Source organism: Melioribacter sp. Ez-97 (genome assembly GCF_051488665.1).
GTDB lineage: Bacteria > Bacteroidota > Ignavibacteria > Ignavibacteriales > Melioribacteraceae > Melioribacter.
Window position 1 is genome coordinate 97,250 of the sequence record NZ_JBPSEG010000006.1, and the last position, 23,584, is coordinate 120,833.

The 23,584-nt window shown below is 41.6% G+C and carries 19 protein-coding genes; 13 read left to right on the forward strand and 6 right to left on the reverse strand.

Translation table 11 applies throughout. The annotated features are described in order from the left end of the window. The first annotated feature begins 86 nt into the window (after nucleotides 1–86). The 11 genes from nuoE (ACSSWA_RS08810) (at nucleotide 87) to ACSSWA_RS08860 (ending at nucleotide 13,717) form a co-directional block, all read left to right on the forward strand. Nucleotides 87–557, forward strand: coding sequence for an NADH-quinone oxidoreductase subunit NuoE (gene nuoE / locus ACSSWA_RS08810; RefSeq protein ID WP_437356199.1), 471 nt, complete (start codon nucleotides 87–89; stop codon nucleotides 555–557). After that, nucleotides 554–2,539 carry an NADH-ubiquinone oxidoreductase-F iron-sulfur binding region domain-containing protein gene (locus ACSSWA_RS08815; protein WP_437356200.1) on the forward strand — a complete coding sequence of 662 codons (1,986 nt, stop codon included), beginning with the start codon at nucleotides 554–556 and terminating at the stop codon, nucleotides 2,537–2,539. The genes nuoE (ACSSWA_RS08810) and ACSSWA_RS08815 overlap by 4 nt, the downstream gene beginning before the upstream one ends. 12 nt (nucleotides 2,540–2,551) lie before the next feature. Continuing rightward, nucleotides 2,552–4,288: an NADH-dependent [FeFe] hydrogenase, group A6 gene (locus ACSSWA_RS08820; RefSeq protein WP_437356262.1), complete on the forward strand. Its 1,737-nt coding sequence runs from the start codon at nucleotides 2,552–2,554 to the stop codon at nucleotides 4,286–4,288. Nucleotides 4,289–4,292: 4 nt separating this feature from the next. Beyond that, complete coding sequence (locus ACSSWA_RS08825) at nucleotides 4,293–6,275, forward strand: [Fe-Fe] hydrogenase large subunit C-terminal domain-containing protein (protein ID WP_437356263.1); 1,983 nt, start codon at nucleotides 4,293–4,295, stop codon at nucleotides 6,273–6,275. Nucleotides 6,276–6,291: 16 nt separating this feature from the next. After that, nucleotides 6,292–6,675 (forward strand): response regulator, encoded by a 384-nt coding sequence (locus ACSSWA_RS08830; protein WP_437356201.1) that lies wholly within the window; start codon nucleotides 6,292–6,294, stop codon nucleotides 6,673–6,675. 12 nt (nucleotides 6,676–6,687) lie between these two features. Beyond that, complete coding sequence (locus ACSSWA_RS08835; RefSeq protein ID WP_437356202.1) at nucleotides 6,688–8,166, forward strand: response regulator; 1,479 nt, start codon at nucleotides 6,688–6,690, stop codon at nucleotides 8,164–8,166. Between the two features lie 16 nt (nucleotides 8,167–8,182). After that, complete coding sequence (locus ACSSWA_RS08840) at nucleotides 8,183–8,563, forward strand: response regulator transcription factor (RefSeq protein ID WP_437356203.1); 381 nt, start codon at nucleotides 8,183–8,185, stop codon at nucleotides 8,561–8,563. Nucleotide 8,564: 1 nt separating this feature from the next. After that, nucleotides 8,565–9,038: an NADH-quinone oxidoreductase subunit NuoE gene (gene nuoE, locus ACSSWA_RS08845; protein ID WP_437356204.1), complete on the forward strand. Its 474-nt coding sequence runs from the start codon at nucleotides 8,565–8,567 to the stop codon at nucleotides 9,036–9,038. A gap of 8 nt (nucleotides 9,039–9,046) precedes the next feature. Continuing rightward, the gene (locus ACSSWA_RS08850) at nucleotides 9,047–10,246 is read left to right on the forward strand and encodes a complex I 51 kDa subunit family protein (protein ID WP_437356205.1); all 1,200 of its coding nucleotides are present in this window, start codon (nucleotides 9,047–9,049) and stop codon (nucleotides 10,244–10,246) included. Beyond that, on the forward strand, nucleotides 10,236–12,152 hold the full coding sequence (locus ACSSWA_RS08855; protein WP_437356206.1) for an NADH-dependent [FeFe] hydrogenase, group A6: 1,917 nt from the start codon (nucleotides 10,236–10,238) through the stop codon (nucleotides 12,150–12,152). The genes ACSSWA_RS08850 and ACSSWA_RS08855 overlap by 11 nt, the downstream gene beginning before the upstream one ends. A gap of 107 nt (nucleotides 12,153–12,259) precedes the next feature. Beyond that, nucleotides 12,260–13,717, forward strand: a complete 1,458-nt coding sequence (locus tag ACSSWA_RS08860) for a sensor histidine kinase (protein ID WP_437356207.1) — start codon at nucleotides 12,260–12,262, stop codon at nucleotides 13,715–13,717. Here the strand turns inward: ACSSWA_RS08860 and ispE are convergent. The 5 genes from ispE to ACSSWA_RS08885 are packed head-to-tail and all read right to left on the reverse strand — an operon-like array spanning nucleotide 13,662 to nucleotide 18,568. Next, entirely contained in the window at nucleotides 13,662–14,498 is an 837-nt protein-coding gene (gene ispE, locus ACSSWA_RS08865) for a 4-(cytidine 5'-diphospho)-2-C-methyl-D-erythritol kinase (protein ID WP_437356208.1), read from the reverse strand. The two genes, ACSSWA_RS08860 and ispE, sit on opposite strands and share 56 nt — an antisense overlap. Then, a complete protein-coding gene (locus ACSSWA_RS08870; protein WP_437356209.1) occupies nucleotides 14,479–15,363 on the reverse strand; it encodes a homocysteine S-methyltransferase family protein in 885 nt (294 codons plus the stop codon). The genes ispE and ACSSWA_RS08870 overlap by 20 nt, the downstream gene beginning before the upstream one ends. Then, nucleotides 15,360–16,481: a glycosyltransferase family 9 protein gene (locus tag ACSSWA_RS08875; RefSeq protein WP_437356210.1), complete on the reverse strand. Its 1,122-nt coding sequence runs from the start codon at nucleotides 16,479–16,481 to the stop codon at nucleotides 15,360–15,362. The genes ACSSWA_RS08870 and ACSSWA_RS08875 overlap by 4 nt, the downstream gene beginning before the upstream one ends. Beyond that, nucleotides 16,465–17,538 carry a glycosyltransferase family 9 protein gene (locus ACSSWA_RS08880; protein WP_437356211.1) on the reverse strand — a complete coding sequence of 358 codons (1,074 nt, stop codon included), beginning with the start codon at nucleotides 17,536–17,538 and terminating at the stop codon, nucleotides 16,465–16,467. The genes ACSSWA_RS08875 and ACSSWA_RS08880 overlap by 17 nt, the downstream gene beginning before the upstream one ends. A 1-nt stretch (nucleotide 17,539) precedes the next feature. After that, nucleotides 17,540–18,568, reverse strand: coding sequence for a glycosyltransferase family 9 protein (locus ACSSWA_RS08885; protein ID WP_437356212.1), 1,029 nt, complete (start codon nucleotides 18,566–18,568; stop codon nucleotides 17,540–17,542). 144 nt (nucleotides 18,569–18,712) lie between these two features. Between ACSSWA_RS08885 and ACSSWA_RS08890 the strand changes: the two genes are divergently transcribed. Then, the gene (locus tag ACSSWA_RS08890; RefSeq protein WP_437356213.1) at nucleotides 18,713–19,837 is read left to right on the forward strand and encodes an endo-1,4-beta-xylanase; all 1,125 of its coding nucleotides are present in this window, start codon (nucleotides 18,713–18,715) and stop codon (nucleotides 19,835–19,837) included. 10 nt (nucleotides 19,838–19,847) lie between these two features. Beyond that, complete coding sequence (locus ACSSWA_RS08895; protein ID WP_437356214.1) at nucleotides 19,848–22,010, forward strand: alpha-glucuronidase family glycosyl hydrolase; 2,163 nt, start codon at nucleotides 19,848–19,850, stop codon at nucleotides 22,008–22,010. Here the strand turns inward: ACSSWA_RS08895 and ACSSWA_RS08900 are convergent. Further along, nucleotides 22,007–23,584: an NFACT RNA binding domain-containing protein gene (locus ACSSWA_RS08900; RefSeq protein WP_437356215.1), complete on the reverse strand. Its 1,578-nt coding sequence runs from the start codon at nucleotides 23,582–23,584 to the stop codon at nucleotides 22,007–22,009. The two genes, ACSSWA_RS08895 and ACSSWA_RS08900, sit on opposite strands and share 4 nt — an antisense overlap.

Here is a 23,584-nt window from a genome sequence, read left to right on the forward strand (position 1 = left end):
CCATATAAATAAGTCATCGCTGTCCTTATTTTTTGGCATATTATCTGTATATAATTAATAACCTAAATAAATAAGAGAAGAACAACATGGATGGCAATATTTTTCAGCATTATCCTAAAAACGACCGTAGTAATTTAATAGCCATGCTTCAGGATATTCAGGAGGTTCACGGCTATCTACCCGAAAAAGAATTACGAAAAGTAGCAGACCATCTCGGTATGTCGTTAAGCGGAGTTTACGGAGTAGCCACATTTTACAATCAATTTCGGTTAACTCCTCTTGGAAAGAATATTATAAGAGTATGCCGCGGAACGGCATGCCATGTAAAAAATTCCGCAAATATTCTAATGGCTCTCGAAAACGAATTGGGAATATGCGCAGGTCAAACTACTCGCGATAAATTATTTACCCTCGAAACAGTTGCATGCATTGGCGCCTGCAGTATTGCGCCCGTAATTAATATCAACGACGACTACTACGGACGCGTTACAGTTAAAGAAATTCCCAAAATACTTAATAAATACAAAAAACAAGAACAAGCAGTGAGCGCAGAATGAAAAGTTTTATTGAAAAATGTTGCGACCAGTGCTGGCATTCACCAAGCACTCCCTGCGAGCTTTTTGTAGCTTGCTCTATAGATGGACCTCTTTGCCACAACGACGATAAATGCAAAGAAAAATATAAAAATCTGAACGAAGCTCTCCGTTACGAGTCGACACAAATTCCAGTGATTTTTATCGGTATGGGCACATGCGGACTGGCTTCGGGAGCGGATAAAGTTAAATCCGCAATCGAAGAAGAGCTCGCCAAAGAAAACATTAAAGCCTTGATAGTGCCGACCGGATGCGTCGGTTATTGCGCAAAAGAACCGATAGTAGACATTAAACTGCCCGGAGAGGACAGGATATCTTATTGTGAAATCCAGCCTAAAGATATTAAGGATTTGATAAAGACTACAATTATTGATAAGAAAGTTTATAAGAAAAAATTACTCGGTTCATACGGCGAAACCAAAGACGGCATTCCGAACATAAACGAAACTCCGTTCTTCAAAAGACAGCATAAAGTGGTTCTGAAAAATTGCGGGGTAATTAATCCGAACTCGATTGACGAATATATTGCCTCGGGAGGATTCAAAGCGCTCGATAAAGCTCTCAGAATTCTCACGCCCGAAAAAGTAATCGAGGAAATAAAATCAAGCGGTTTGAGAGGAAGAGGGGGCGGAGGATTTCCGACAGGTATTAAATGGGAACTTGCGCATAAAAAGAATTCCGATACAAAATATATAATTTGTAACGCGGACGAAGGAGACCCCGGCGCTTTTATGGATCGTTCCGTGCTGGAAAGCGATCCCTACCGGCTTATCGAAGGCATGATTATCGGCGCTTATGCAATCGGAGCGTCATACGGATATATCTACTGCCGCGCCGAATATCCGCTCGCAATCGAAAGACTTGAAGACGCTATTCTAAAATGCAGAGAATACGGTCTTCTCGGAAAAAATATACTCGACAGCGATTTCGACTTCGACCTCAAAATTAAAAAAGGAGCGGGCGCTTTCGTATGCGGCGAAGAAACCGCTCTGATTGCATCGATAGAAGGTAAAAGAGGAATGCCTCGTCCCAGACCGCCGTATCCCGCCGACAGCGGATTGTGGGGCAAACCCACTGTAATTAATAATGTGGAAACTTTTGCCAATGTGCCTTCCATTGTTAATATGGGCTCTGCTTGGTTCGCATCCACCGGTACAAAAACCAGTAAAGGCACGAAAGTTTTTGCCTTGAGCGGAAAAGTTGTAAACAGCGGTTTGGTAGAAGTTCCGATGGGAATTACTTTGCGCGAAGTGGTTTTCGATATCGGCGGGGGAATTCCTAACGATAAAAAGTTCAAAGCCGTTCAAATAGGCGGACCTTCCGGCGGCTGTCTGCCGGATTCTGTTCTCGATACCGAAGTCGATTACGAATCTTTAAGAGAAGTCGGGGCTATGATGGGCTCCGGCGGCTTTGTTGTTATGGACGAAGATACCTGTATGGTCGACGTGGCAAAATTCTTCCTTACATTCATTCAAAATGAATCGTGCGGCAAATGCGTCCCCTGCCGTGAAGGCACCAAAAGAATGCTCGAAATTATCGAAAGAATTCCCGTGCGATACGGTACAAACGGAGATAAAACCGAACAGCTTCAGCGTTTCAAAGGAATAATTCATCTTCAGAGACTCGCTAAGGTTATTCAGGATACTTCTCTTTGCGGACTGGGACAGAGCGCGCCAAATCCGGTATTATCGGGCTTGCGTTATTTCAGAGACGAATACGAAGAACATCTCTTCGAAAGGAAGTGCGGCGCAAAAGTATGTAAGGAAATATTGACATACGAAATCGATCCCGACGCATGCAACGGATGCGGTGTTTGTTTGCGTAAATGTTCCGCGGAAGCGATTATCGGCGAAAAGAAACAACCGCACCAGATTATTCAGGTAAAATGCACAAAATGCGGTATGTGTTTCGAATCGTGCCGCTTTGACGCAATTCAAGTTAATTAATTTCTAACGGAGATTAATATGATAGAATTAACAATAAACGATATAAAAGTAAAAGCCGAAGAAGGCATGACAATTCTCGAAGCCGCAAAATCAGTCGGCATTCATATCCCAACGTTATGTCATATGAAAGATCTATTTCCTACGGGCGCATGCAGAATCTGCGTTGTTGAAGTCGAAGGTATGAGAAATCTTACTCCGAGCTGCGCTTATCCCGTTACCGAAGGAATGAAAGTGCAGACCAATTCGCCGAGAGTAAGAGTCGCCAGAAAAACCATTGTTGAGCTGTTGATTGAAAATCATCCGCAGGATTGCTTGATTTGCGTAAGAAACAAAAATTGCGAGCTTCAGGATTTATCCGAAAGATATAACGTACGCGAACATCGTTATGTAGGCGAAAAGAAAAATCACGCTATCGACATTTCGAGCCCTTCAATGGAACGGGACCCTGCAAAATGTATACTTTGCGGAAGATGCGTAAGAACATGCAACGAAATTCAAAAAATCGGAGCCATTGATTTTACGAACCGCGGTTTCAAAAGCAACGTAACGACGCCTTTTAATAAAGGTCTAAACGTTAGCGATTGTATTCTTTGCGGGCAATGCATTCTGGTTTGTCCGACAGCCGCGCTTCGCGAAAGAAGCCATGCAAAAGAAGTCGTTAACGCATTGAACGACAAAAAGAAATTTACGGTCGTTCAGGTAGCTCCGGCTGTAAGAGCGACGCTGGGCGAAGAATATAATCTTCCGATCGGTACGAATGTAACAGGTAAAATAATTACCGGATTGCGACGACTCGGTTTCGATAAAGTTTTCGATACGAATTTCGGCGCCGACCTAACTATAATCGAAGAAGCGACGGAACTCATAAATCGTCTTAGCAAAGGCGGCGTAACTCCGATGTTCACAAGCTGCTGCCCAGGATGGATTAAATTTGCAGAACAAAATTATCCGCACTTGCTCGAACATCTATCCACGTGCAAATCGCCTCATGAAATGGAAGGAGCTATAATCAAATCGTATTACGCTAAAAAGATGGGGCTTAATCCGGAAGACATATTTGTCGTTTCGATAATGCCGTGTACGGTTAAAAAATTCGAGGCAAGCCGTCCTGAACTTTCGGAAGAAAAGATGCCCGACGTAGACGCTGTATTGACAACAAGAGAATTGGTCAGACTCTTCAAAGTAGCAGGCATCGATTTTAACGATTTACCGGACGACGAATTTGACAATCCTTTGGGAGAATCGACCGGGGCTGCAGCGATATTCGGCACAAGCGGCGGCGTTATGGAAGCCGCTTTGAGAACCGCGTATTTCAAACTTTCCGGCAAGGAACTGGAAAACGTCGACTTGACAAATGTACGAGGTTTCGACGGCGTAAAAGAATTTTCCGTCGATATTAACGGAACGACGGTCAACGTTGCGGTCGTTAACGGTATCGGCAACGTAAGAGGTATATTGGAACAAATAGAAAAAGGCGAATCAAAATATCATTTTATCGAAGTAATGGCGTGCCCGGGCGGTTGTATAAACGGAGGCGGACAGCCGATTCATCAAAAACCAGAAAAAGTTCAAAAACGCGCTCGAGCCCTCTATGAAATCGACGCTAAGATGAAAAACAGAAAATCGCACGAAAACGAATCGCTCAAGAAGCTTTATAACGAATTCTTGGGAGAGCCGAACGGTCATCTGTCGCACGAGTTGCTCCATACTACTTACGTAAACAGAAAAAAAATATTAGAAGAATTATGATTTGATGGGAATTGTTTCGACCATAGGACAAAGATGCAAAAGATGTTATTCCTGCATCAGGGAATGTCCCGCCCGCGCAATACGAGTATTAAACGGGCAGGCGGTCGTTATTGAAGAACGATGCATTGCTTGCGGACACTGCGTTAAAGTTTGTTCTCAAAACGCCAAGCAGGTGCTCGACGATGTGGGAATAGTTATGAATGAATTACTGCCTTCGTACGAAGTTTATGCAATAGTAGCGCCGTCTTTTCCGGCTTCGTTTCCCGGAGTCGAAAAACAATTTATTACCGCGCTTAAAAAACTCGGATTCAAACACGTAAGCGAAGCGGCTTTCGGAGCGGATCTTATCAGCGACCGGTACAAATCTTTCATCGAAAACAATTCCGGCAAAACGATAATCAGTTCGCCTTGTCCGGCAATCTACAACTGGATCACGAAATATTTTGTTGAAATTTCCGGTAACCTTGCTGCTGTTGTTTCGCCGATGATTGCAATGGGAAGATTCCTTAAGAAAAATTACGGCGACCATATTAAAGTTGTTTTTATCGGTCCGTGCATTGCAAAGAAAAGCGAATACCTCGATCCGGAAGTTGACGATGCAATCGACGCCGTTCTTACATTCAAGGAAATCAAACAGATATTCGAACAAAAAGAAATTGACCTTAATTCGCTCGACGCGTCGTCTTTCGATCCTCCGCACGCGTATATGGGAAAAGCTTATCCGTTGACGGGCGGACTACTGAAAACTACCGACACTCACGGGGACATTCTGGAAAAGGAAATCATTGTTGTAGAAGGGAAAGATAAAGTGGAAGAAATACTGAACGAAATCGCAGACAAAAAGATTAAATCGAAGTTCGTCGACATTCTGTTTTGCGAAGGCTGCATAAACGGTCCCGCAGTCGATTCCGAATTGAACTACTATTCCCGCCGCGAAAAAGTAATTTCTTTTATCGAGTCGGACATCAATTCTTTCGATAAAAAAGTATGGCAAAGCGCTTTGTACAACAATCGGGATATTGACCTGTCGAGAAATTTTACGATTAGAAATCAGCGGAGACCAACCCCGCCGGAAGAAACAATAAAATCTATACTTGCAAAATCGAATAAATTCTCCAAGTCGGACGAATTAAACTGCGGCGCTTGCGGATATCCCACATGCAGGGAATACGCTATTGCCATCGCAAAAGGACTGGCGGAAGAAGATATGTGCCTGCCTTATTTAATCGATAAACTGGAACAGGCAAATAAAGAAATCAGAGAAACGCAGGAACAACTTGCAAACGCGGAAAAGTTAGCCTCAATCGGTCAACTTGCAGCCGGAGTCGCTCATGAACTCAATAACCCGCTCGGTTCTATTTTAATTTATGCGTCGATGTTAAAGAAAAAAATCGAAAGAATCGGCGGCGATAAACAAAACATAGAAGACTTAAAACTTATTATCGAAGAGACGGAAAGATGCAAAAACATAGTTTCAAACCTTTTGAATTTTGCCCGGCAGGGACGCCTTTGCCTTGACGAAATCGAAATAAAATCGATAATCGACTCGATATTCAAACTGATTAAAATACGCGCAGAGTTCAGTGATATCAATCTGAATATCGACGACAGAGCCGGCGGAGTCAAAATTCAGGGAGACCGCGATCAGCTCAAACAGGCTTTTATGAATATTATTATTAACGCCTGCGAAGCAATGGAAAATTCCAAGAATAAAATTCTTTCCGTTATTATTAATGAATCGGACAATAAAATAAAAGTAGTAATTCGCGATACGGGATGCGGAATAAAGCCGGAGTATATCAATAAAATTTTTACGCCGTTCTTTACCACAAAAAAAATGGGAAAGGGAACGGGACTCGGGCTGGCAATTACATACGGAATCATAAAGATGCACCGCGGTGATATTACGGTCAAAAGCAAACCGGACGAAGGCTCGGAATTTGAAATCACTTTGCCAATTAAACAAAATTATATGATACTGAATTAAAAAGGATGGTGTTAAAATGGAGATCAAAAAAATTCTGTTGGTCGATGACGATATCGATTTACTCGAACAGAACAAAGTATTATTGGAATCCAGAGGATATAAAGTAGTTACAGCCGAAAACGGAGCAAAAGGCTGGGAAGTTTTTCAAAAAGAAAATCCCGACGCAGCCATTATCGACTTGATAATGGAAGAGATGGATTCGGGTTTTATACTTTGCCACAGAATCAAAAAGAGCAATCCCGGTGTGCCGGTTTTCATTGTTACTTCGGCGCCTTATACAACCGGTTTTAAATTCAGCGCCTCGACAAACGAGGAAAAAGAATGGCTGAAATGCGACGGGATTCTGAATAAACCGATTGTGTTAGAAGAATTGGTTGCGAAACTTAAGAATATGCGATAAATAAATCGTTTAATGGATGAAAAATCCAAAATATTAATTATTGACGACGAAAACGGATTACGCTTGGGAACGGAACGTCTTCTTGAAGAAGAAGGCTATATTGTGGAATCCGCTTCGAACGGAGAAGAAGGTATTCGGTTAGGCAAATCGAAGGAATTCGATATTGCCATTATCGATCTTAAAATGCCTGATGTGGACGGATTGACTGTTCTCAAAGAAATTAAATCCGTCCATCCGAATACGATCTGTTTTATAGCGACCGCATTTGCCAGCTACGACACTGCCATCGAATCGACGCGTCTGGGCGCATTCGGTTATATACCCAAACCGTTCACTCCCGAAGAGCTTATTTATCAAATTGAACAGGGAGTCAATCAACGCAAATTAATACTTGAATCGGAAAGACTGAAAAAAGAGCGCGAAGAAAATTTGCTCGAGCTGGCAAACGAAAAGTCGCGTCTCAACGCAATAATTAAATCGATTAACGACGGCATTCTTGTTATTAATAAAAATGCGGAACTCGTTTATTATAATTATGCCGCTCTCAAATTTCTTGATCTAGCCGATATCGAAATCGGCAGCAAAATATTAAATATACTTCCCGAAAAAGTAGTAAAGACAATAAATAAATTATTCGATTCGGAAACCTTCCATGTAAAAAGCTATTCTCACCAGATAGAACTCAAACCTGACAACGAACTAATTGTGGAGTTCTCTACGACGCCCATTCCGAACTCGGACGGCAGTATTGCGGGCGTCGTTCTGATTATGAGCAATATCACCGAATATAAAAAAATCGAATTGTTGAAATCGCAGTTCGTGTCGATGGTAGCTCACGAGTTGAAAGCTCCGCTTGCCGCGGTTCAGGGGTATCTGAATATTCTAATCGACAAATCGATACAGCTTCCGCCGGAAAAAAAGGAAGACTACATAAAGCGTTCCATTACGCGTCTCAAAGGCTTAACCGATCTTGTTAACGACCTGCTTGATATTTCCAGAATCGAATTAAATACGAAACAAAGGGAAATTGAGCAAATCGATCTCCGCGAGATAATCGAGAACTCAATACAGTTTTTTGAACTCGACATCAAGAAAAAGAACATTTCGATAGAAACGCATCTCGAAGAAAATCTCCCCGCAATAAACGCCGATTACAACGAAATCACTCGCGTTGTGACAAACCTTCTGAGCAACGCAATCAAGTACAATCGTATAAACGGCAATATTTATATAGATCTCTACAAATCCCATAATTACCTTATTCTAAAAATCGGCGATACCGGCATCGGATTGAAACCGGAAGAGAAAACAAAACTCTTCAATGAATTTTACAGAGCCAAAAATGAAATGACACGCGAGATAAGCGGCACCGGGTTGGGATTAAGTATCGTCAAAAAAATTGTCGACTCTTATCACGGTAAAATTGAAGTGGAGTCCGAATTCGGCAAAGGGACTACATTTATTATCAATTTACCTATAAACATAAAATAACTAACAGGAGTGACATATGGCTCTAATTGCAATCATCGATGATGATCCGGACATCCTCGACAGCAGTTCTATTGTGCTCAAATCGAAAGGGCATAACATCGTGACTGCCAATAATCCTCACGACGGTTATAAAATCGTCGTAGAACAGAAACCCGATTTAATTATTCTCGACGTTATGATGGATGAGCCGGACGACGGATTTTATCTGGCTCAAAAATTCCGGAAAGAAGGTATTACTACTCCCATCTTAATGTATTCTTCAGTCTCAAAAGCCACAGGTATGGAATACGACAAAAGCGAATTGGTGCCGGTAGACGACTTTGTTGAAAAACCGATTTCGCCCGAGGAATTAATTAACAAAGTCAATAATCTGCTGAAAGCAAAGGAGGTGAAGTAATATGCTCGTATTAGAAAAAAATGCAATGACCGAAGAAATTGAACAACTGGTCGAAAAATACGGTCGTTCCAGGTCTTCTTTGCTTCCGATTCTTCAGGATATTCAAAGGAAGCATAAATATATTCCCGACTTTGCTCAACAGGAAGTGGCGCGTTTGCTCGATATTCATCCGGTTGAAGTCTACAGTGTAATCACTTTCTATTCTTTTCTCAGTACCACGCCGAAGGGTAAATATATCGTAAAGCTTTGTCAAACAATAGCATGCGACATGCAGGGCAAAGAATCGGTGGCTAAAGCAATCGAAAGGGAACTCGGCATTAAATTCGGTCAAACTACAAAGGACAATAAATTTACTCTCGAGTATGCAAATTGCGTAGGTATGTGCGATCAGGGTCCCGCCATGATTATTAACGAAAGAGTATATACGAAATTGACGCCCGAAAAAGCCGTCCAAATTCTAAGCGAATTAAAGTGAGGTGAGCTATGGAGAAAAAAGAAAGAAAAGGCATCGTACTCTTTTCCGAGTACAAAAGGGGAGAGGCAATTAAAAAAGCGCTCGAAAAATCGCGCGAAGACATTCTATTCGAACTCAGAGAATCGAAACTAAAAGGCAGGGGCGGAGCGGGATTCCCGACGGCTACCAAATGGAATATGGTGGCTGCGGCTAAATCGGATAAAAAATATATCATCTGCAATGCCGACGAAGGCGAACCCGGCACTTTCAAAGACAGAGTCCTTTTGCTCGAATATCCCGAGTTAGTATTTGACGGGATGGTTATTGCAGGTTATACGATCGGCGCTTCGGAAGGCATTGTTTATCTGCGCGGGGAGTACGAATATATGTTAAAGTCTTTAAACGATTATCTGGAGGCTATGAGAAAAGATAATTTGCTCGGCAAAAATATTGCCGGCAAAAAAGGTTTCGATTTCGATATCACTATTCGTCTCGGATCGGGAGCCTATGTTTGCGGCGAAGAAACTGCGTTGATAGAGTCGCTCGAAGGCAACCGGGGCGAAGCCAGAAACCGCCCGCCTTATCCGGTTAACACGGGTTACATGGGCAAACCGACGGTCGTAAATAACGTAGAAACTCTTGCATCCGTACCCCATATTGTTCTGAAAGGAGGAGAATGGTTTAAGAAATACGGAACAGACAAATCAACCGGTTCGAAACTCTTTTCGGTTTCGGGAGACTGCGAACGCCCCGGAGTTTACGAACTTCAATGGGGAACGACAATCAATGAATTGCTGGAAATTGTAGGAGCAAAGGATGCAAAAGCCGTTCAGGTAGGCGGAGCTTCGGGAATTTGCATACCAAAATCGCAATTCGACCGCAGCCTCGCATATGAAGACGCGGCAACGGGCGGGTCGATTATGATATTCGGCGAAGGGAGAAATATGCTGCATGTATTGAAAAACTTTATGGAATTCTTCGTCGAAGAATCGTGCGGTCAGTGCACGCCCTGTCGTATCGGCAATACGAAATTGTTGGAAGGTATCGAAATGATAGAAAAAGGCGAATATACTTTTAGCTATGTCAATAAATTAAAAGAATTAGGACAAACAATGAAAGTGGCTTCTAAATGCGGTCTCGGTCAATCGAGTCCTAACGCATTCATATCGATACTGGAAAATTTCAAAGAAGAAATCTTTAACGGAAACGGAGGTCGAAATGGAAAATAAAGGAGATTTAAGAGCGCCCGTCAGTCAGGTTCCTCACAACGTGCCGATTCCCGAAGACACTTCCGGCATAGGCGGCACGGTAACAGTTGAAATTAACGAAAAGAAAATTTCCGTTCCGTTAGGCACTACAATTCTCGATGCCTGCAAAAAAGTGGGAATATCGATTCCAACGCTCTGCCACCACGAAGATTTATGCATAGCGGGAGTTTGCCGTATATGCGTTGTTGAAGTTGAAGGCATGCGCACATTACAGGCTTCCTGTTCTTTTCCGATTACCACCCCCATAAAAATCAAAACATCTTCGCCAATGGTTCGCAAAGCGCGACGTCATATAATCGACTTGCTGCTGAGCGAGCACTACGGCGAGTGTTATTCGTGTTTTCGCAACGGCAATTGCGAATTGCAGAATTTAGCAAGGGAATACGGCGTCGATACTTATAACTTCGGACATATCGACAAGCCCCGTTACGAAATCGACAATTCTTCTTATTCGGTCGTGAGGGACATGAGCAAATGCATCCTTTGCAAAAGATGCGTTCGCACTTGTATCGATTTACAGGAAGTCGGCGTTTTGGAAGCAATCGATCGCGGCGATAAAACCCATATCGGAACGTTCCTCGAAAAACCGCTTGCGGACGTAATTTGTATCAATTGCGGACAATGCATCAACCGATGTCCCACGGCGGCGTTGCGCGCTAACGATCCGTCGGATGCAATCTGGGAAGCCATCGACGATCCGACAAAACACGTAGTCATTCAGACGGCGCCTTCTCCGCGCGCCGCTATCGGCGAAGAGTTCGGACTCCCGGCAGGCACGTCGATGACAAGGGAATTGAACACGGCATTACGCCGTATCGGTTTCGATAAAGTATTCGATACCAACTTTACCGCCGACCTTACGATCATCGAAGAAGGCACGGAACTGATTCTAAGACTTTATAATGCATTGGTTAAAAAAGAAAAAACAGCGCTTCCTCAATTTACCTCCTGCTCGCCAGGTTGGGTTAAATTCATCGAGCATTATTATCCGGAATATCTCGATAACCTGAGTTCGGCTAAGTCGCCGCAGCAGATGTTCGGAGCGTTGATTAAAACATTTTATGCGCAGCAGGCAGGAATCGACCCTGCAAACATAGTTTCGGTTGCCTTAATGCCGTGCTCTGCAAAGAAGTTCGAATGCAATCGACCGGAAATGAATTCAAGCGGATATAAAGACGTCGACTACGGTTTGACGACTCGTGAAATGGCTCGTATGATTAAAGAAGCCGGTATTAACTTGCCCGAAATGCCAAAGAGCGATTTCGATTCGCCTTTCGGCGAAGCTTCTGGCGCAGGTCTTATTTTCGGCGCTACCGGCGGCGTAATGGAAGCGGCTTTAAGATCCGTTGTAGAATTCGTAACGGGAAACAAAACCGAAGATATTTTCGAAAGAGCCAACATTATTCCTCTGCGCGGATTTGAAGGCATTAAGTATATGGAAATTCCGATCGGCGACAAAGTGGGAGAAGTGCCCGCTTTGATAAAACATTTGATACCTGATTGGAACTGGCTTAAAGGCGCGACATTGAAAGTGGCGGTGGCTCACGGCACTGCAAATGCGAAGAAAATTATGGAAGACATTAAAGCCGGCGGTAAATTCTCCGAATGCCACTTTATCGAATTCATGGCATGCCCCGGAGGATGCCTCGGAGGCGGAGGTCAACCGATTCCGACGACCCCTGAAATACGCAAGAAAAGAGCAGAAGCTATTTATGCCGAAGACGAATCCCTCGAGATCAGAAAGTCGCACGAGAATCCGAATGTTATTAGGATTTACAAGGAATTTCTGACCGAAGGACCTTGCGGGCATTTATCGCATAAACTCCTCCATACTCATTATGTAAAACGGGGAAGATATATCGCATAATATAATACGCCCGTCCTTTTGATAGGACGGGCTTTTTATTTCTTTTGATTTTCCGGATAATTCAATATTTTAATAACGACTTTGATGTCGCCAATATTTAATATAAAATGAAAGCTCTTATACCGGAATGGGCTAAGAATTACGGCGAGTTCTGGAGAGCAATACGAATCCGTAATTTATGGTTTATCAGGCTCCGTTATTTTGCCGTAGTTTCACTGCTGCTGTTTTTGACGGCGGGCGAATTTTTGCTGAATTTTCAATTCAGTAATCTCCAGAAAATTTCCATATCGATTATTACGTTTTCGATTCTTTCTTACAATTTTATCTTGTATAAACTCCGTAAATACACAACGTGCGACATTTCGCGTTTCAATAGTCTTCATCTTTCTTTGATACAAATGATTCTTGACCTGACAGCATTGATGATACTTGTTTATTACACCGGTATTATCGAATCGCCGCTTTATATTTTTTTCATATTTCATATGATTATCGGCAGTCTTATACTTCCGGCTTATGTCGTGTATATAATTGCCTGCGTAGTTTGTTTCGTTTTGTCGGCTTTAACTTTAATGCAAAATTTTGGTATCGTAGAAACACACCTAATCAGCGGATTATACGACGCCAGGATCCCTCATACAATGGCTTACGATATTCTGAGCTTAATAACTTTCGCCGCGATGATTTTTATTAGCGTTTATCTTGCAAATAATATCGTGAGGCAGCTCTATAAAAGAGAGCAGCAATTGCGCGAAACTTTACAGCGCCTCGACGAAGCCGAGAAAGCAAAACAAAGGTATACAATCGGCATAATTCACGAAGTCAAAACTCCCGTAACGGCAATCAAATCAATTATCGATCTTATATTGAACAACTTCCTCGGCGATATCAATCCGGAAATAAGAGATAAACTTAAAAGAGCCCAAATAAGAACAGGCGAGACGTTACAACTGCTCAATAATATTTTGCGGTTATCCCGCTTAAAACTCCTCGACATCAGATCTGCGGAGGAAATCGATATATTGGAATTGATTTCCGGTTTAATCAACAAAATGGACGATACCATCAAAGCCAAATCGATTGAATTGCGAATAAAAGATTTGAGAAAGGAAAAGAAAATAATTAAATCGGATATTACTCTTTTGGAGCTGGCGTTTTCCAACCTGATTGCAAATTCAATCAAATACGTAGATAAAGGCGGGGTTATCGAAATAGCGCTCCGTGAAAATGAGAATAAGCTATCGATCGAAATATGCGACAACGGCATTGGAATTCCGAAAGAAGACCTGCCGAATATATTCAAACAGTTCTACAGAGCTTCGAACGTTAAAAGGAGCGAACACGAGGGCAGCGGATTGGGACTCGCACTGGTAAAGGAAATTATAGAACGCCTCGGAGGAACTATAACCGCCGAAAGCCCTTCAAGGCTGGCGGGAGCTACGCCGGGTACATGCTTCAAAGTATCGCTCGAATATAATTTCCGGCCGAAGTCTTACGATATCTTTCAGGTCAGTCCGGACAATTACTTAAATGATAAAAGTAATCCGGGGGAATATCTCGAATGATTTTTTGAGCGTCGTTTTGACTTTTTAATATACCGTAAACAGTAGAACCGCTACCGGACATTTGAGCAAACAGAGCGCCGTGTTTATAAAATTTTTCCTTTAATTCTTTTATTTCCGGATAAAGCGCGAATACGTAATCTTCAAAATCGTTGACAAGACTTTTCATAGCGTCATAGTCCGGTTTACCCTTGATAATTACATTGCCGTAGTCGAGTTCCTTGTTGACAGGCGCAATATTTTCGAAAGCTTCTTTTGTCGAAATATGAATACCGGGATTGATTATTAAAATCGGATTATCGATTTCGAAATCAATATGATTCAGCGCTTCGCCTCTCGAATAGCCGATTGCAGGTTTGGCTTTAATGAAAAACGGAACATCCGAACCCAATCTAAGCGCAAGTTCAATCAGCTCGTTATAACTGAGGTTTAGCGAAAACATTTCATTCAGAGAAATTAAAACAGCCGCTGCGTCCGAGCTGCCGCCGCCGAGTCCGGCTCCCATCGGTATTTTTTTCTTTAATACAATCTTGGCTCCGATCTTTTTTTTCGAGTAATCGCCTATCAATTCGACGGCTCTTACTATTAAATTATCTTCGTTATTTATTTCTTCCTTATCGGTATAAAATTCGAATTCCTCCTGACGTTCGATAGTAATTTTATCATAGAGATCATTAACTGGATAAAAAAGAGTATGCAAATTGTGATAGCCGTCATTTCTTTTAGAAAGAATTCTCAGACCGATATTTATTTTTGCAGGGGCTTTAATTTCGATATACTTCATCTATGTATTCCTTGATTGCTTTAGTGTGGGCGGGAGTCGAACCGCAACAGGAGCCTGCGTATAACGGTTTCTTCTCGAGCAGAGGTTTGATTAAATCTATATAATGGTCGGGATTAATACCGCAGGATATCGATTCGTCCGTATAATCGCCGCTGCCGCAGTTCAAATAAAATCCCCACTCGTTAACCAGCGATTCCGGTTTTACTTTATTTAGAAAATTTTTTGGTTTAATACAGTTGAAACCGACTGCAATCGGATCGAAAGAAGCAACAAGTTCGACGGCATCGGACAGGCTCTCGCCGCTTAGCAAATTCATTTTCCCGTCAAAGAACAGGTTTATTACATACGGCAGTTTTTGACTGTTACAGAAACCGCAAATAATTTCAATTTCGTCGAGATGGCTTTGAGTTTCGTTCCAGATAATATCTGCGCCGCTTTCCCATAACAGTTCGATATGTTTTTTATGATTGTATTCCAGTTCGGATTTCGACAAAGTACGTTCCTTTTGGTAGCAATCTTCGGCGGGAGCGTTTGATCCGGCAATTACGATTTTTCTTTCTTCTCGCGCTTCGATAGCCAGGTTTACGCTCTTCTTAACAAATTCTTCGATGGAAAGCGATTTCCCCGACATCTTCACTGCGGCGGGATTAGTCCTGAATGTATTTGTCGTAATTATATCCGCTCCGGCGTCGATATATTCCCTGTGTATTTTTTTTACTATGCCGGGATTTCTCAGATTTGCGATTGAAGACCATAAATATTTATCGTTTGCAGCTCCGTATTGCTGCAGCAAGCTTCCCATTGCGCCGTCGAGAATTAAAATTACTTTTTCATCGCGTATGTCGAGCAGGTCGAGCCGTTTCATTTTTTCCCGTCGAAGTAAGCGATTGTTTCTTTTACAATTCTTTCCAGGTCAATCATTTGAATGCATTCGAGATTATAGGGACATTCTTTTTTCCAGCAAGGAGCGCAAAAAAGTCCTTCCGGATAAAGTTTTACGCCTCTGTCATAGAGATCGATTTCCGTCCAGCAGCTCAATCCGAACCAGGCTATAACATATTTTTTGAGCGCTATTGCCAGATGCATTCCGAATGAATCGCCGGTGATTATAACTTGCGGAATGCTTTCGTAACACGCTCCCCGACGCAAGCCTTCGGTAGTAGGAGTATTGATAACCTTTCCTTTGAAATACTCCGCGATTGTATTATTTCGTTCCGTATCTTCAGGTCCGCCAAGAAGCATAATCTTAAATCTGCCGAACGACAAAAATTTTTCAATCAATAAAATATGCTGTTCGATTGTCATTTTTTTATTCGGAAAGAGGAGGGAACAACCCGTATTAAAACCGATAACTTCGTCGTCCGGTTTTATGCCGATTTCGTTTTTATAATTTTCTATGAATTTCAATTCATCTTCGCTAAAATTGAAAACATATTCGTCGCGTTGATAATCGAGGTCGAATGTTTCAGCCAGATATTCCTGTCCTGTTCTTTGATTGATTTTGAACTTGAGATTATCGTCCAGACCGAGCATATAATTATATTCAGCGCCTTTGTTTAACGGAATGATTTGACCGCTGCCGTTTATACCGAATCCGAGCTTTTCCTTCGCATTGAGCCGCATTGCAAGAGCTCCCGAGCGCATCGACTTATCCACATTCATTATTATATCGAATTCCATTTCGCTGAGTATTAAAATGCTTTCGAAGTCGAACGGAAATACGCGGTCGATATATGGATTGTTGTCGAGTATTTTCACGGCGTTTTTCAATGTAATCCAGTAAATAGTCGAAACGGGATACTTCCTTTTAATTGCCGGCAACTGCGCCGTGGTCATTAAAACATCGCCCATGGCGTCGAGATTAATTATCAAAATTTTTTTCCCGAACTTCCGTTCTTCCTTGCAACCTTTCTCAAGGCAATTGTGATACGGGAAACACGGCTTATATCCGGTAAAGTTTTTGCAATCAGGTATTTTTTTCATAATAAATTCTCTCAAAAAAAGGTTTTAATTTGTTTAGGACAGTTTCGTATTCAACCGAACTTAAATCAGAATTTTCCGTAATCACGACTTCATATTCGGACTTGTAAGGATACCAAATAATATCTTCCGTTTTGTATTTAACATAAAGTCCGAAGAGGGGAATTTCAAACGCCGAAGCAATGTGCACAATCGACGTATCGGGCGTTATCAAAAAATCGAGCTTGCCTATCATCGCTGCGAAGACGTCGAATTTGTCGTCCTGAAAAATAATGATTTTACCGTTAGATATTTCCTCAGCTTTTGTCAAATCTTTTTTGTCGGTCAGCAGAACTATATTGACATCGTAATTATTACTCATAAAATCGATTAGTTTTTGGTAACGTTCAACACCCCAAAATCTTGCTTCGCTTCCGGCTGAAATGTTAATTCCGACCAGAAATTTATCTTTGAGTCCCCGCTCGTTTATAAAATTGTCTACAAGCTTATCGGAATAATCATCCGGTTTGTAGATAATATTAACTTCGTCTTTTTTGTAATTGATTCCGAGAGCTTTTGCAAACGCAAGGTTGCGATCGACTATATGATGAATTCTCGAATCGGGTCTGGATATCCGCGCATTGAAAAGTTTATTATTCTTTTTATCAAATCCCATTTTGCATTTTGCCGACGAAAAAGCTACCATCATACTGACTGTAAAAGATACGTCGTCGTGAAGGTCAATCAGTATGTCGGGATTGAGAGCCGAAATCTTCCGGATAATTCCAGTCAAATTATTTTGCTTTTTATCGTAGACTATCAGGTTGTCTACAAACCCTTTTTGACGGAATATAAAATGATTCGATTTTGAGCATACAACCGAGACATTGCAATTAAAATGTTTTTTAAGAAGCCCGATAATAGGCGTTGATGTAAGCGCGTCGCCGATTCTGTTCAATCTGATAATTACAATTTTCGACTTCTCGTTCAATTCGGGTATGGGAACAGAATTTTCTTTGCGTTTGAGAAGCAAAAAAATATTGAGAAGGAATTTCCTCAAGAAAATTTCGATCTTCTTCAAATTATATCCGTATGCTGTTTTTGTTAATCAGGATGTCAATTTTGGTCAGGAACAAATTCTCCGGAATTTCTCTGAAGCATTCCTGATTTTTAGGACACTCGAGCAGATTACACATAATGCAATCGAGATCGTTAAGAATCAGATATTCGTGCCTGTTCCCATACGGTCCCTGATGCAAAGGATTCGTAGGACCGTGAAGCGAGAGTACCGGCGTATCGATTGCTGTGGAGATATGCATCGGTCCGCTGTCGTTAGCCACAATAAAAGCGCACTTTTTCATCAATGCAGCCATCTGTTCAATTGTAGTAGGAGGAGCCAGATACGCATCGTCTCCTACGGTTTTTTTAATCCTTATTGCGTCTTCGTATTCCGAAGGTCCCCATAAAATCAACAGCGGAATGTTATATCTTTTGTTAAGAGCTTTGGAAAGTTCCGCCAATTTTTCGGGCGGACATCTTTTCGACTGCCATCCTCCGGTAGGCGATATGCCTGCGATTATTTTATCTTTCAGATTATTTCGTTCCAAAAATTCTTCGGCAAATCGTTCGTCTTCCTTACCGAAATGAAAATGGAGCGCGGAATGATCATTAACGGGTATACCGACCGCTTTGAGCGTTTCGAGATGTAATTCGGCTGCGTGGAATTTACCCCTTTCATGCGGTCCGTACAGATTGTATCCGTATTTTCTTCCTCTGTACGGAAAACCGATTCTGTATTTTGCGCCGCTTAAAAATGTGATTTGAGCTGTCGAGGGATTCGAATAGAAATCGAACACAATATCGTAATTTCTTTTGCGTATTTCTGCAATCAACGCCAGCTTCTTAAAAATCCCCGACCTGGGATAAATCAAAACTGAATTAACCTGAGGAAGCCCTTTCAACCAGCTGACCGAAGGCTTATCCGTCAGATAATCGATTTTAGCTTCAGGGAAAAAATTCAACAGACTGTCGAGCACGACTGTTGAAAGAACAACGTCTCCGATACCGCGTAATTTTATAATAAGTATTTTTTTTATCGATTTATCGGTCAATTTACGTCCCGTATTAAATTACATCAAAAATAGGAAAAAAAGCTTACAGGCGAAAACCGTATTTCAAATACCTTTTTTAAAAATATTTTGAAAAATTTTCTTAATCTTGTCGTAACAAATTTACAAAAATATAGTGGGGGACTAATGAAGTTATTGACAGCTTCGATTCTATTTTCTTTATTATTCACAGCATTGCCCGCCGAATTGAATTCCCAGACGCTAAAAGAAGCATTCAAAGAATATTTCTTAATCGGAGGCGCAATCAGCGATTTCCAGGCGGCGGGTAAAGAGCCGGAAGCTCTTGAACTGGCGGCGGAACAATTCAATACAATAACGCCGGAAAATATGCTTAAATGGGAAAGAGTTCATCCCGAGCCGGGGAAATATAACTTTGAACTTTCTGATAAACTGATAGAATTCGGTCTGAAAAACGGCATGTTTATCGTTGGACATACGCTCGTCTGGCACAACCAAACTCCCGACTGGGTCTTTAAGGACGACAACGGTAATTATCTCGACAGGGAACAATTGCTCGAAAGATTAAGAGAACATATTCATACCGTTGTCGGCAGATACAAAGGAAAAATTAAAGGATGGGACGTAGTAAACGAAGCCGTCGATGAAGACGGTTCTTTGAGAAAGAGCAAATGGCTCGAAATTATTGGGGAGGATTATATCGAAAAAGCTTTCGAATATGCTCACGAAGCCGATCCGGAAGCCGAGCTCTATTATAACGACTTCAATACCTGGCACAAAGCCAAAAGAGACGGCATTATGAAATTAGTCAGAAATTTGCTCGATAAAGGAGTTAAAATCGACGGCATCGGTCTGCAAGGACATTGGGGATTGGACTATCCGTCTTTGGACGAACTCGACGAAAGTTTGCAAGAATATTCTTCGACCGGCTTGAAAATAATGATTACCGAACTCGACATTAACATTCTTCCGACTCCGAATAATTATACCGGCGCAGAAATAACCAAAAGCTTTGAACAACAGAAAAAATACAATCCTTACCCGGACGGACTTCCTGATTCGATGCAAACAGTATTGGCGGAAAGATACGCCGAATTATTCGGAAAGTTCCTCAAATATCGCGATTCTATCACACGAGTTACATTTTGGGGAATTCACGACGGACATTCATGGCTTAATAACTGGCCCATTAGGGGAAGAACTTCGTATCCGCTTTTATTCGACAGGGAACTCAAACCAAAACCGGCTTTTTATGCCGTTATTAAAACCGTAAAAGAAATCAATTGCAAATGAGGAATGAAAAATGAAATATCTATTCTCGATTCTTATCTTTATAGCAGCGTTCAACATTACGCAAGCGGAAGACGGTTACAAACTCTGGCTCGGATACAATAAAATTGAGAATCCCGTTGTAATTGAAAAATACAGGCGGACAATAAAAGGATATTTGTTTAAAGGCAATTCGCCAACGATCAAAGCCGCCGAAGAAGAATTGAATCTCGCAATGAATAAATTATTGGATTGCGAAATACATGCTGTCGATAATTTACGTTCAAACGTAATATTAGCGGGAACGTATAAAAATATTATGTTGAATTTGCAGGAAGAAATAAGCAATAAATTAAAGACCATTGGCGACGAAGGATATATAATTAACACACTTGAAACGGAAGGTAAACAAATAATATTAATTACGGCAAACTCCGATATTGGCGTACTGTACGGAACATTCCACTTTATTCGTCTTCTGCAAATGGAAAGCGATATCGACAATTTGAATATTGTCGAATCGCCTTTGATAAAACTGCGACTCTTAAATCATTGGGATAATCTGGACAGAACTGTAGAAAGAGGCTATGCGGGTTTTTCTATTTGGAACTGGCATCTTCTTCCGGATTATATCGATCCGCGTTATAAAGACTATGCCAGGGCAAACGCTTCGATCGGGATCAACGGAGCGGTATTGACGAATGTAAACGCAAATTCATGGGCGCTTACCGAACAGTACCTCAAAAAAGTTGCGGCATTGGCAAACGTATTCAGACCATACGGAATTAAAGTATATTTAACGGCGCGTTTCAGCGCGCCGATTGAAATAGGGAAATTATCGACTGCCGACCCGTTGAATCCCGACGTGCGAAAATGGTGGAAAGAAAAAGCCGGAGAAATTTACGGACTGATACCCGATTTCGGCGGATTCCTTGTAAAAGCAAATTCGGAAGGTCAGCCAGGTCCTCAAAATTACGGCAGGTCTCATTCGGACGGCGCGAATATGTTGGCAGAAGCTCTCGAACCGTACGGCGGCGTAGTTATGTGGCGCGCTTTTGTTTACGATAACAACGTCCCGGAAGACAGGGCAAAGCAGGCTTATAACGAATTCAAACCGTTCGACGGAAAATTTAAGGATAATGTATTAATCCAGGTCAAAAACGGACCGATCGATTTTCAGCCTCGAGAGCCGTTTCATCCGCTTTTCGGAGCGATGCCCGAAACTCCTCTTATGATGGAATTTCAAATTACTCAGGAATATTTAGGGCAGGGAACGCATCTGGTATATCTGGCGCCTCTTTTCAAAGAATGCCTCGAATCCGATACTTACGCTAAAGGAGCGGGTTCAACCGTTGCAAAAGTCATCGACGGTTCTTTGGACAATCATACTTTGACGGGAATTGCGGGCGTATCAAATATCGGCAACGACCGTAACTGGACGGGACATCTTTTCGGGCAGTCGAACTGGTATGCTTTCGGACGCCTTGCCTGGAATCATAATCTGACTTCCGATCAAATTGCAGATGAATGGATACGTCTTACATTCGGCAATCGCGATGATATTATTGATATGATTAAAGATATAATGCTGTCATCAAGGGAGAACACTGTTAATTATATGACGCCGCTCGGACTCCATCATATTATGGGCTGGGACCATCATTACGGACCGGCTCCCTGGATTAAAGATAAACCCCGCGCCGACTGGACTTCGGTCTATTATCACAGGGCGGACAGCAACGGTATCGGTTTCGACCGAACCGTAAAAGGCAGTAACGCCGTCAGCCAATATCATCCGCCGGTATCTGAAATTTTTAATTCGCTCGAAAAATGTCCGGAAAAATATTTGCTCTGGTTCCATCATGTACCCTGGGATTATAAGTTGAAATCGGGCAAGACATTGTGGGAAGAATTGTGCAATCATTATTATGCGGGTGTCGATTCCGTAAGGTCAATGCGTAATAAATGGAAACAACTCAAAGGCAAGATTGACGACGAACGTTTCGATCACGTAAGCATGTTGATGAAAATTCAGGAAGACGAGGCTGTCTGGTGGCGTAACGCGTGTGTTTTATATTTTCAAACTTTCTCTAAGCTTCCGATACCGGAAGGATTCGAGAAGCCGGATAAGACGCTTGAATATTATCAAAGTCTTGAATTCCCGTACGCGCCGGGAATTCGTCCAAAATGGCATTAATCTACGACTTCGCATCCGGGAGGTATTTCCGGTTTTACCAGAAGTACCTCCTCTTTTAACAAAGCGACTTTTCCGGGTACCATCCCTTTTTTCTTTACTACGTACTTTTTAAAAGTATAACTGACGGGCGCCAGTCCTGCGGTTTTAGCTTTGCTGTAGAACGCCGCAATCGAAGCTGCTTTTTTCAAAACCGGTTTCGGTACGGCTTCTTTCGGATTATCCGTGCGTAAAACCAGATGCGAACCCGATACGGAACGGGCGTGAAACCAGTAATCGTTTTGTTTGGCAAAACGGAGAGTGAGTTCGTCGTTGTTTCTGCTATCCTTGCCTACGTAAACATGATACTTTCCGTCGATAATAAAATGTCTGAAATTCGGTCTCGATTTATCTTGAATTTCCATCTTCTTTTTAATCCCGAGTTGTTTTTCGATGTTTTTCAATTCTTCTAACGTAAGTTCTTTATCGAACTTTTCGTTTAATTCCTTAAGGCTTTCAAATTTATTCTTCAGTTCATCATAGAGTTCAATCGATTTTTCATATTCAATTTTTTCCGATTTTGCTTTTTCGAAATATCTGTCGATGTTTTTTTGCGGAGACAATTTCGGGTCGAGTTTTATTGTTACGCTATTGCCTTCCATATCTTTTAAATCAATTTTATCCAATCCTTTTTTAAGCGCGGAAATATTTATAAGAAGAAGGTTGCCGTAATTTGAATATTCTTTCTCTCTCGAACCGTTTTCTATTCTCGACTTAAGATTATTAAGCTTCCCGGACAATCTTTCCAATTCATTGGCAATATATTTTTTTAAAGTCGCCGTCAAAACTTTCTCTTTCGACAACGAATAATAATTCGACAGATATGCGTTGATCGCCTCCTGATAAGAATCGTACTTACCGATCAGTTCCGCGTCCTCGTCCGGATACGGCTGAAAAATCAACGACGCGCCCGCTTTGTCCTTTGCGACTATTATATCGTTAAACAGAATATCCGTAATCAGCGATTTCAGTTCGACGCCTTTCTCCAGGAACTCCGTCTTGATTTTTCTGTCGATGAATTTATAATTACTCTTTAATTCTTTGGTATTCATGCTTTGCAGATCGTTCAAAATATGGTCGTATGAAGAAACAAACTCACACTTTATTATTTCATCGGCTGTCGCTTTCAACTTATTGTCGTCGGTTTTCTTGAAAGGGAAGAAGTTGTTTTCCGGGTCTTGAAGAATAATGTTGGTATTTGCGCCTCTGATTAAAAAATAGAAATTAAAGTTGTCGCATGAGAATTTTATAATCCGGTCATTTTGGGCAATTTCAATTTTATTAATTCCGGAAGGCAAAAACTCTTCGAAGAAATTTTTATAATTTTTTTTGGCTTTCGAATGAGAGTCTTTCACGATTAAATAAGGCATTTGCGAATTTGCGGAAATGATTAAATGTCTCTTTTCGAAGTCGTATTTTGGAATGGAAATAAAAAGCTTATCTTTTTCCTGAGTATAAATTTCTAGGATCGAATTACCGCTAATCGATTCGTTAAGTTCGATTACCGCTCTTAAGAGATAAAGATAATTTTTGAACAT

Coding starts and splice junctions, on each gene's coding strand:
- ACSSWA_RS08860 (WP_437356207.1), top strand. CDS start 12,260: ATGAAAGCTCTTATACCGGAATGGGCTAAGAATTACGGCGAGTTCTGG.
- ispE (WP_437356208.1), bottom strand. CDS start 14,498: ATGAAGTATATCGAAATTAAAGCCCCTGCAAAAATAAATATCGGTCTG.
- nuoE (WP_437356199.1), top strand. CDS start 87: ATGGATGGCAATATTTTTCAGCATTATCCTAAAAACGACCGTAGTAAT.
- ACSSWA_RS08840 (WP_437356203.1), top strand. CDS start 8,183: ATGGCTCTAATTGCAATCATCGATGATGATCCGGACATCCTCGACAGC.
- ACSSWA_RS08825 (WP_437356263.1), top strand. CDS start 4,293: ATGGGAATTGTTTCGACCATAGGACAAAGATGCAAAAGATGTTATTCC.
- ACSSWA_RS08875 (WP_437356210.1), bottom strand. CDS start 16,481: ATGAAAAAAATACCTGATTGCAAAAACTTTACCGGATATAAGCCGTGT.
- nuoE (WP_437356204.1), top strand. CDS start 8,565: ATGCTCGTATTAGAAAAAAATGCAATGACCGAAGAAATTGAACAACTG.
- ACSSWA_RS08835 (WP_437356202.1), top strand. CDS start 6,688: ATGGATGAAAAATCCAAAATATTAATTATTGACGACGAAAACGGATTA.
- ACSSWA_RS08870 (WP_437356209.1), bottom strand. CDS start 15,363: ATGAAACGGCTCGACCTGCTCGACATACGCGATGAAAAAGTAATTTTA.
- ACSSWA_RS08830 (WP_437356201.1), top strand. CDS start 6,292: ATGGAGATCAAAAAAATTCTGTTGGTCGATGACGATATCGATTTACTC.
- ACSSWA_RS08900 (WP_437356215.1), bottom strand. CDS start 23,584: ATGTTCAAAAATTATCTTTATCTCTTAAGAGCGGTAATCGAACTTAAC.
- ACSSWA_RS08815 (WP_437356200.1), top strand. CDS start 554: ATGAAAAGTTTTATTGAAAAATGTTGCGACCAGTGCTGGCATTCACCA.
- ACSSWA_RS08855 (WP_437356206.1), top strand. CDS start 10,236: ATGGAAAATAAAGGAGATTTAAGAGCGCCCGTCAGTCAGGTTCCTCAC.
- ACSSWA_RS08850 (WP_437356205.1), top strand. CDS start 9,047: ATGGAGAAAAAAGAAAGAAAAGGCATCGTACTCTTTTCCGAGTACAAA.
- ACSSWA_RS08895 (WP_437356214.1), top strand. CDS start 19,848: ATGAAATATCTATTCTCGATTCTTATCTTTATAGCAGCGTTCAACATT.
- ACSSWA_RS08890 (WP_437356213.1), top strand. CDS start 18,713: ATGAAGTTATTGACAGCTTCGATTCTATTTTCTTTATTATTCACAGCA.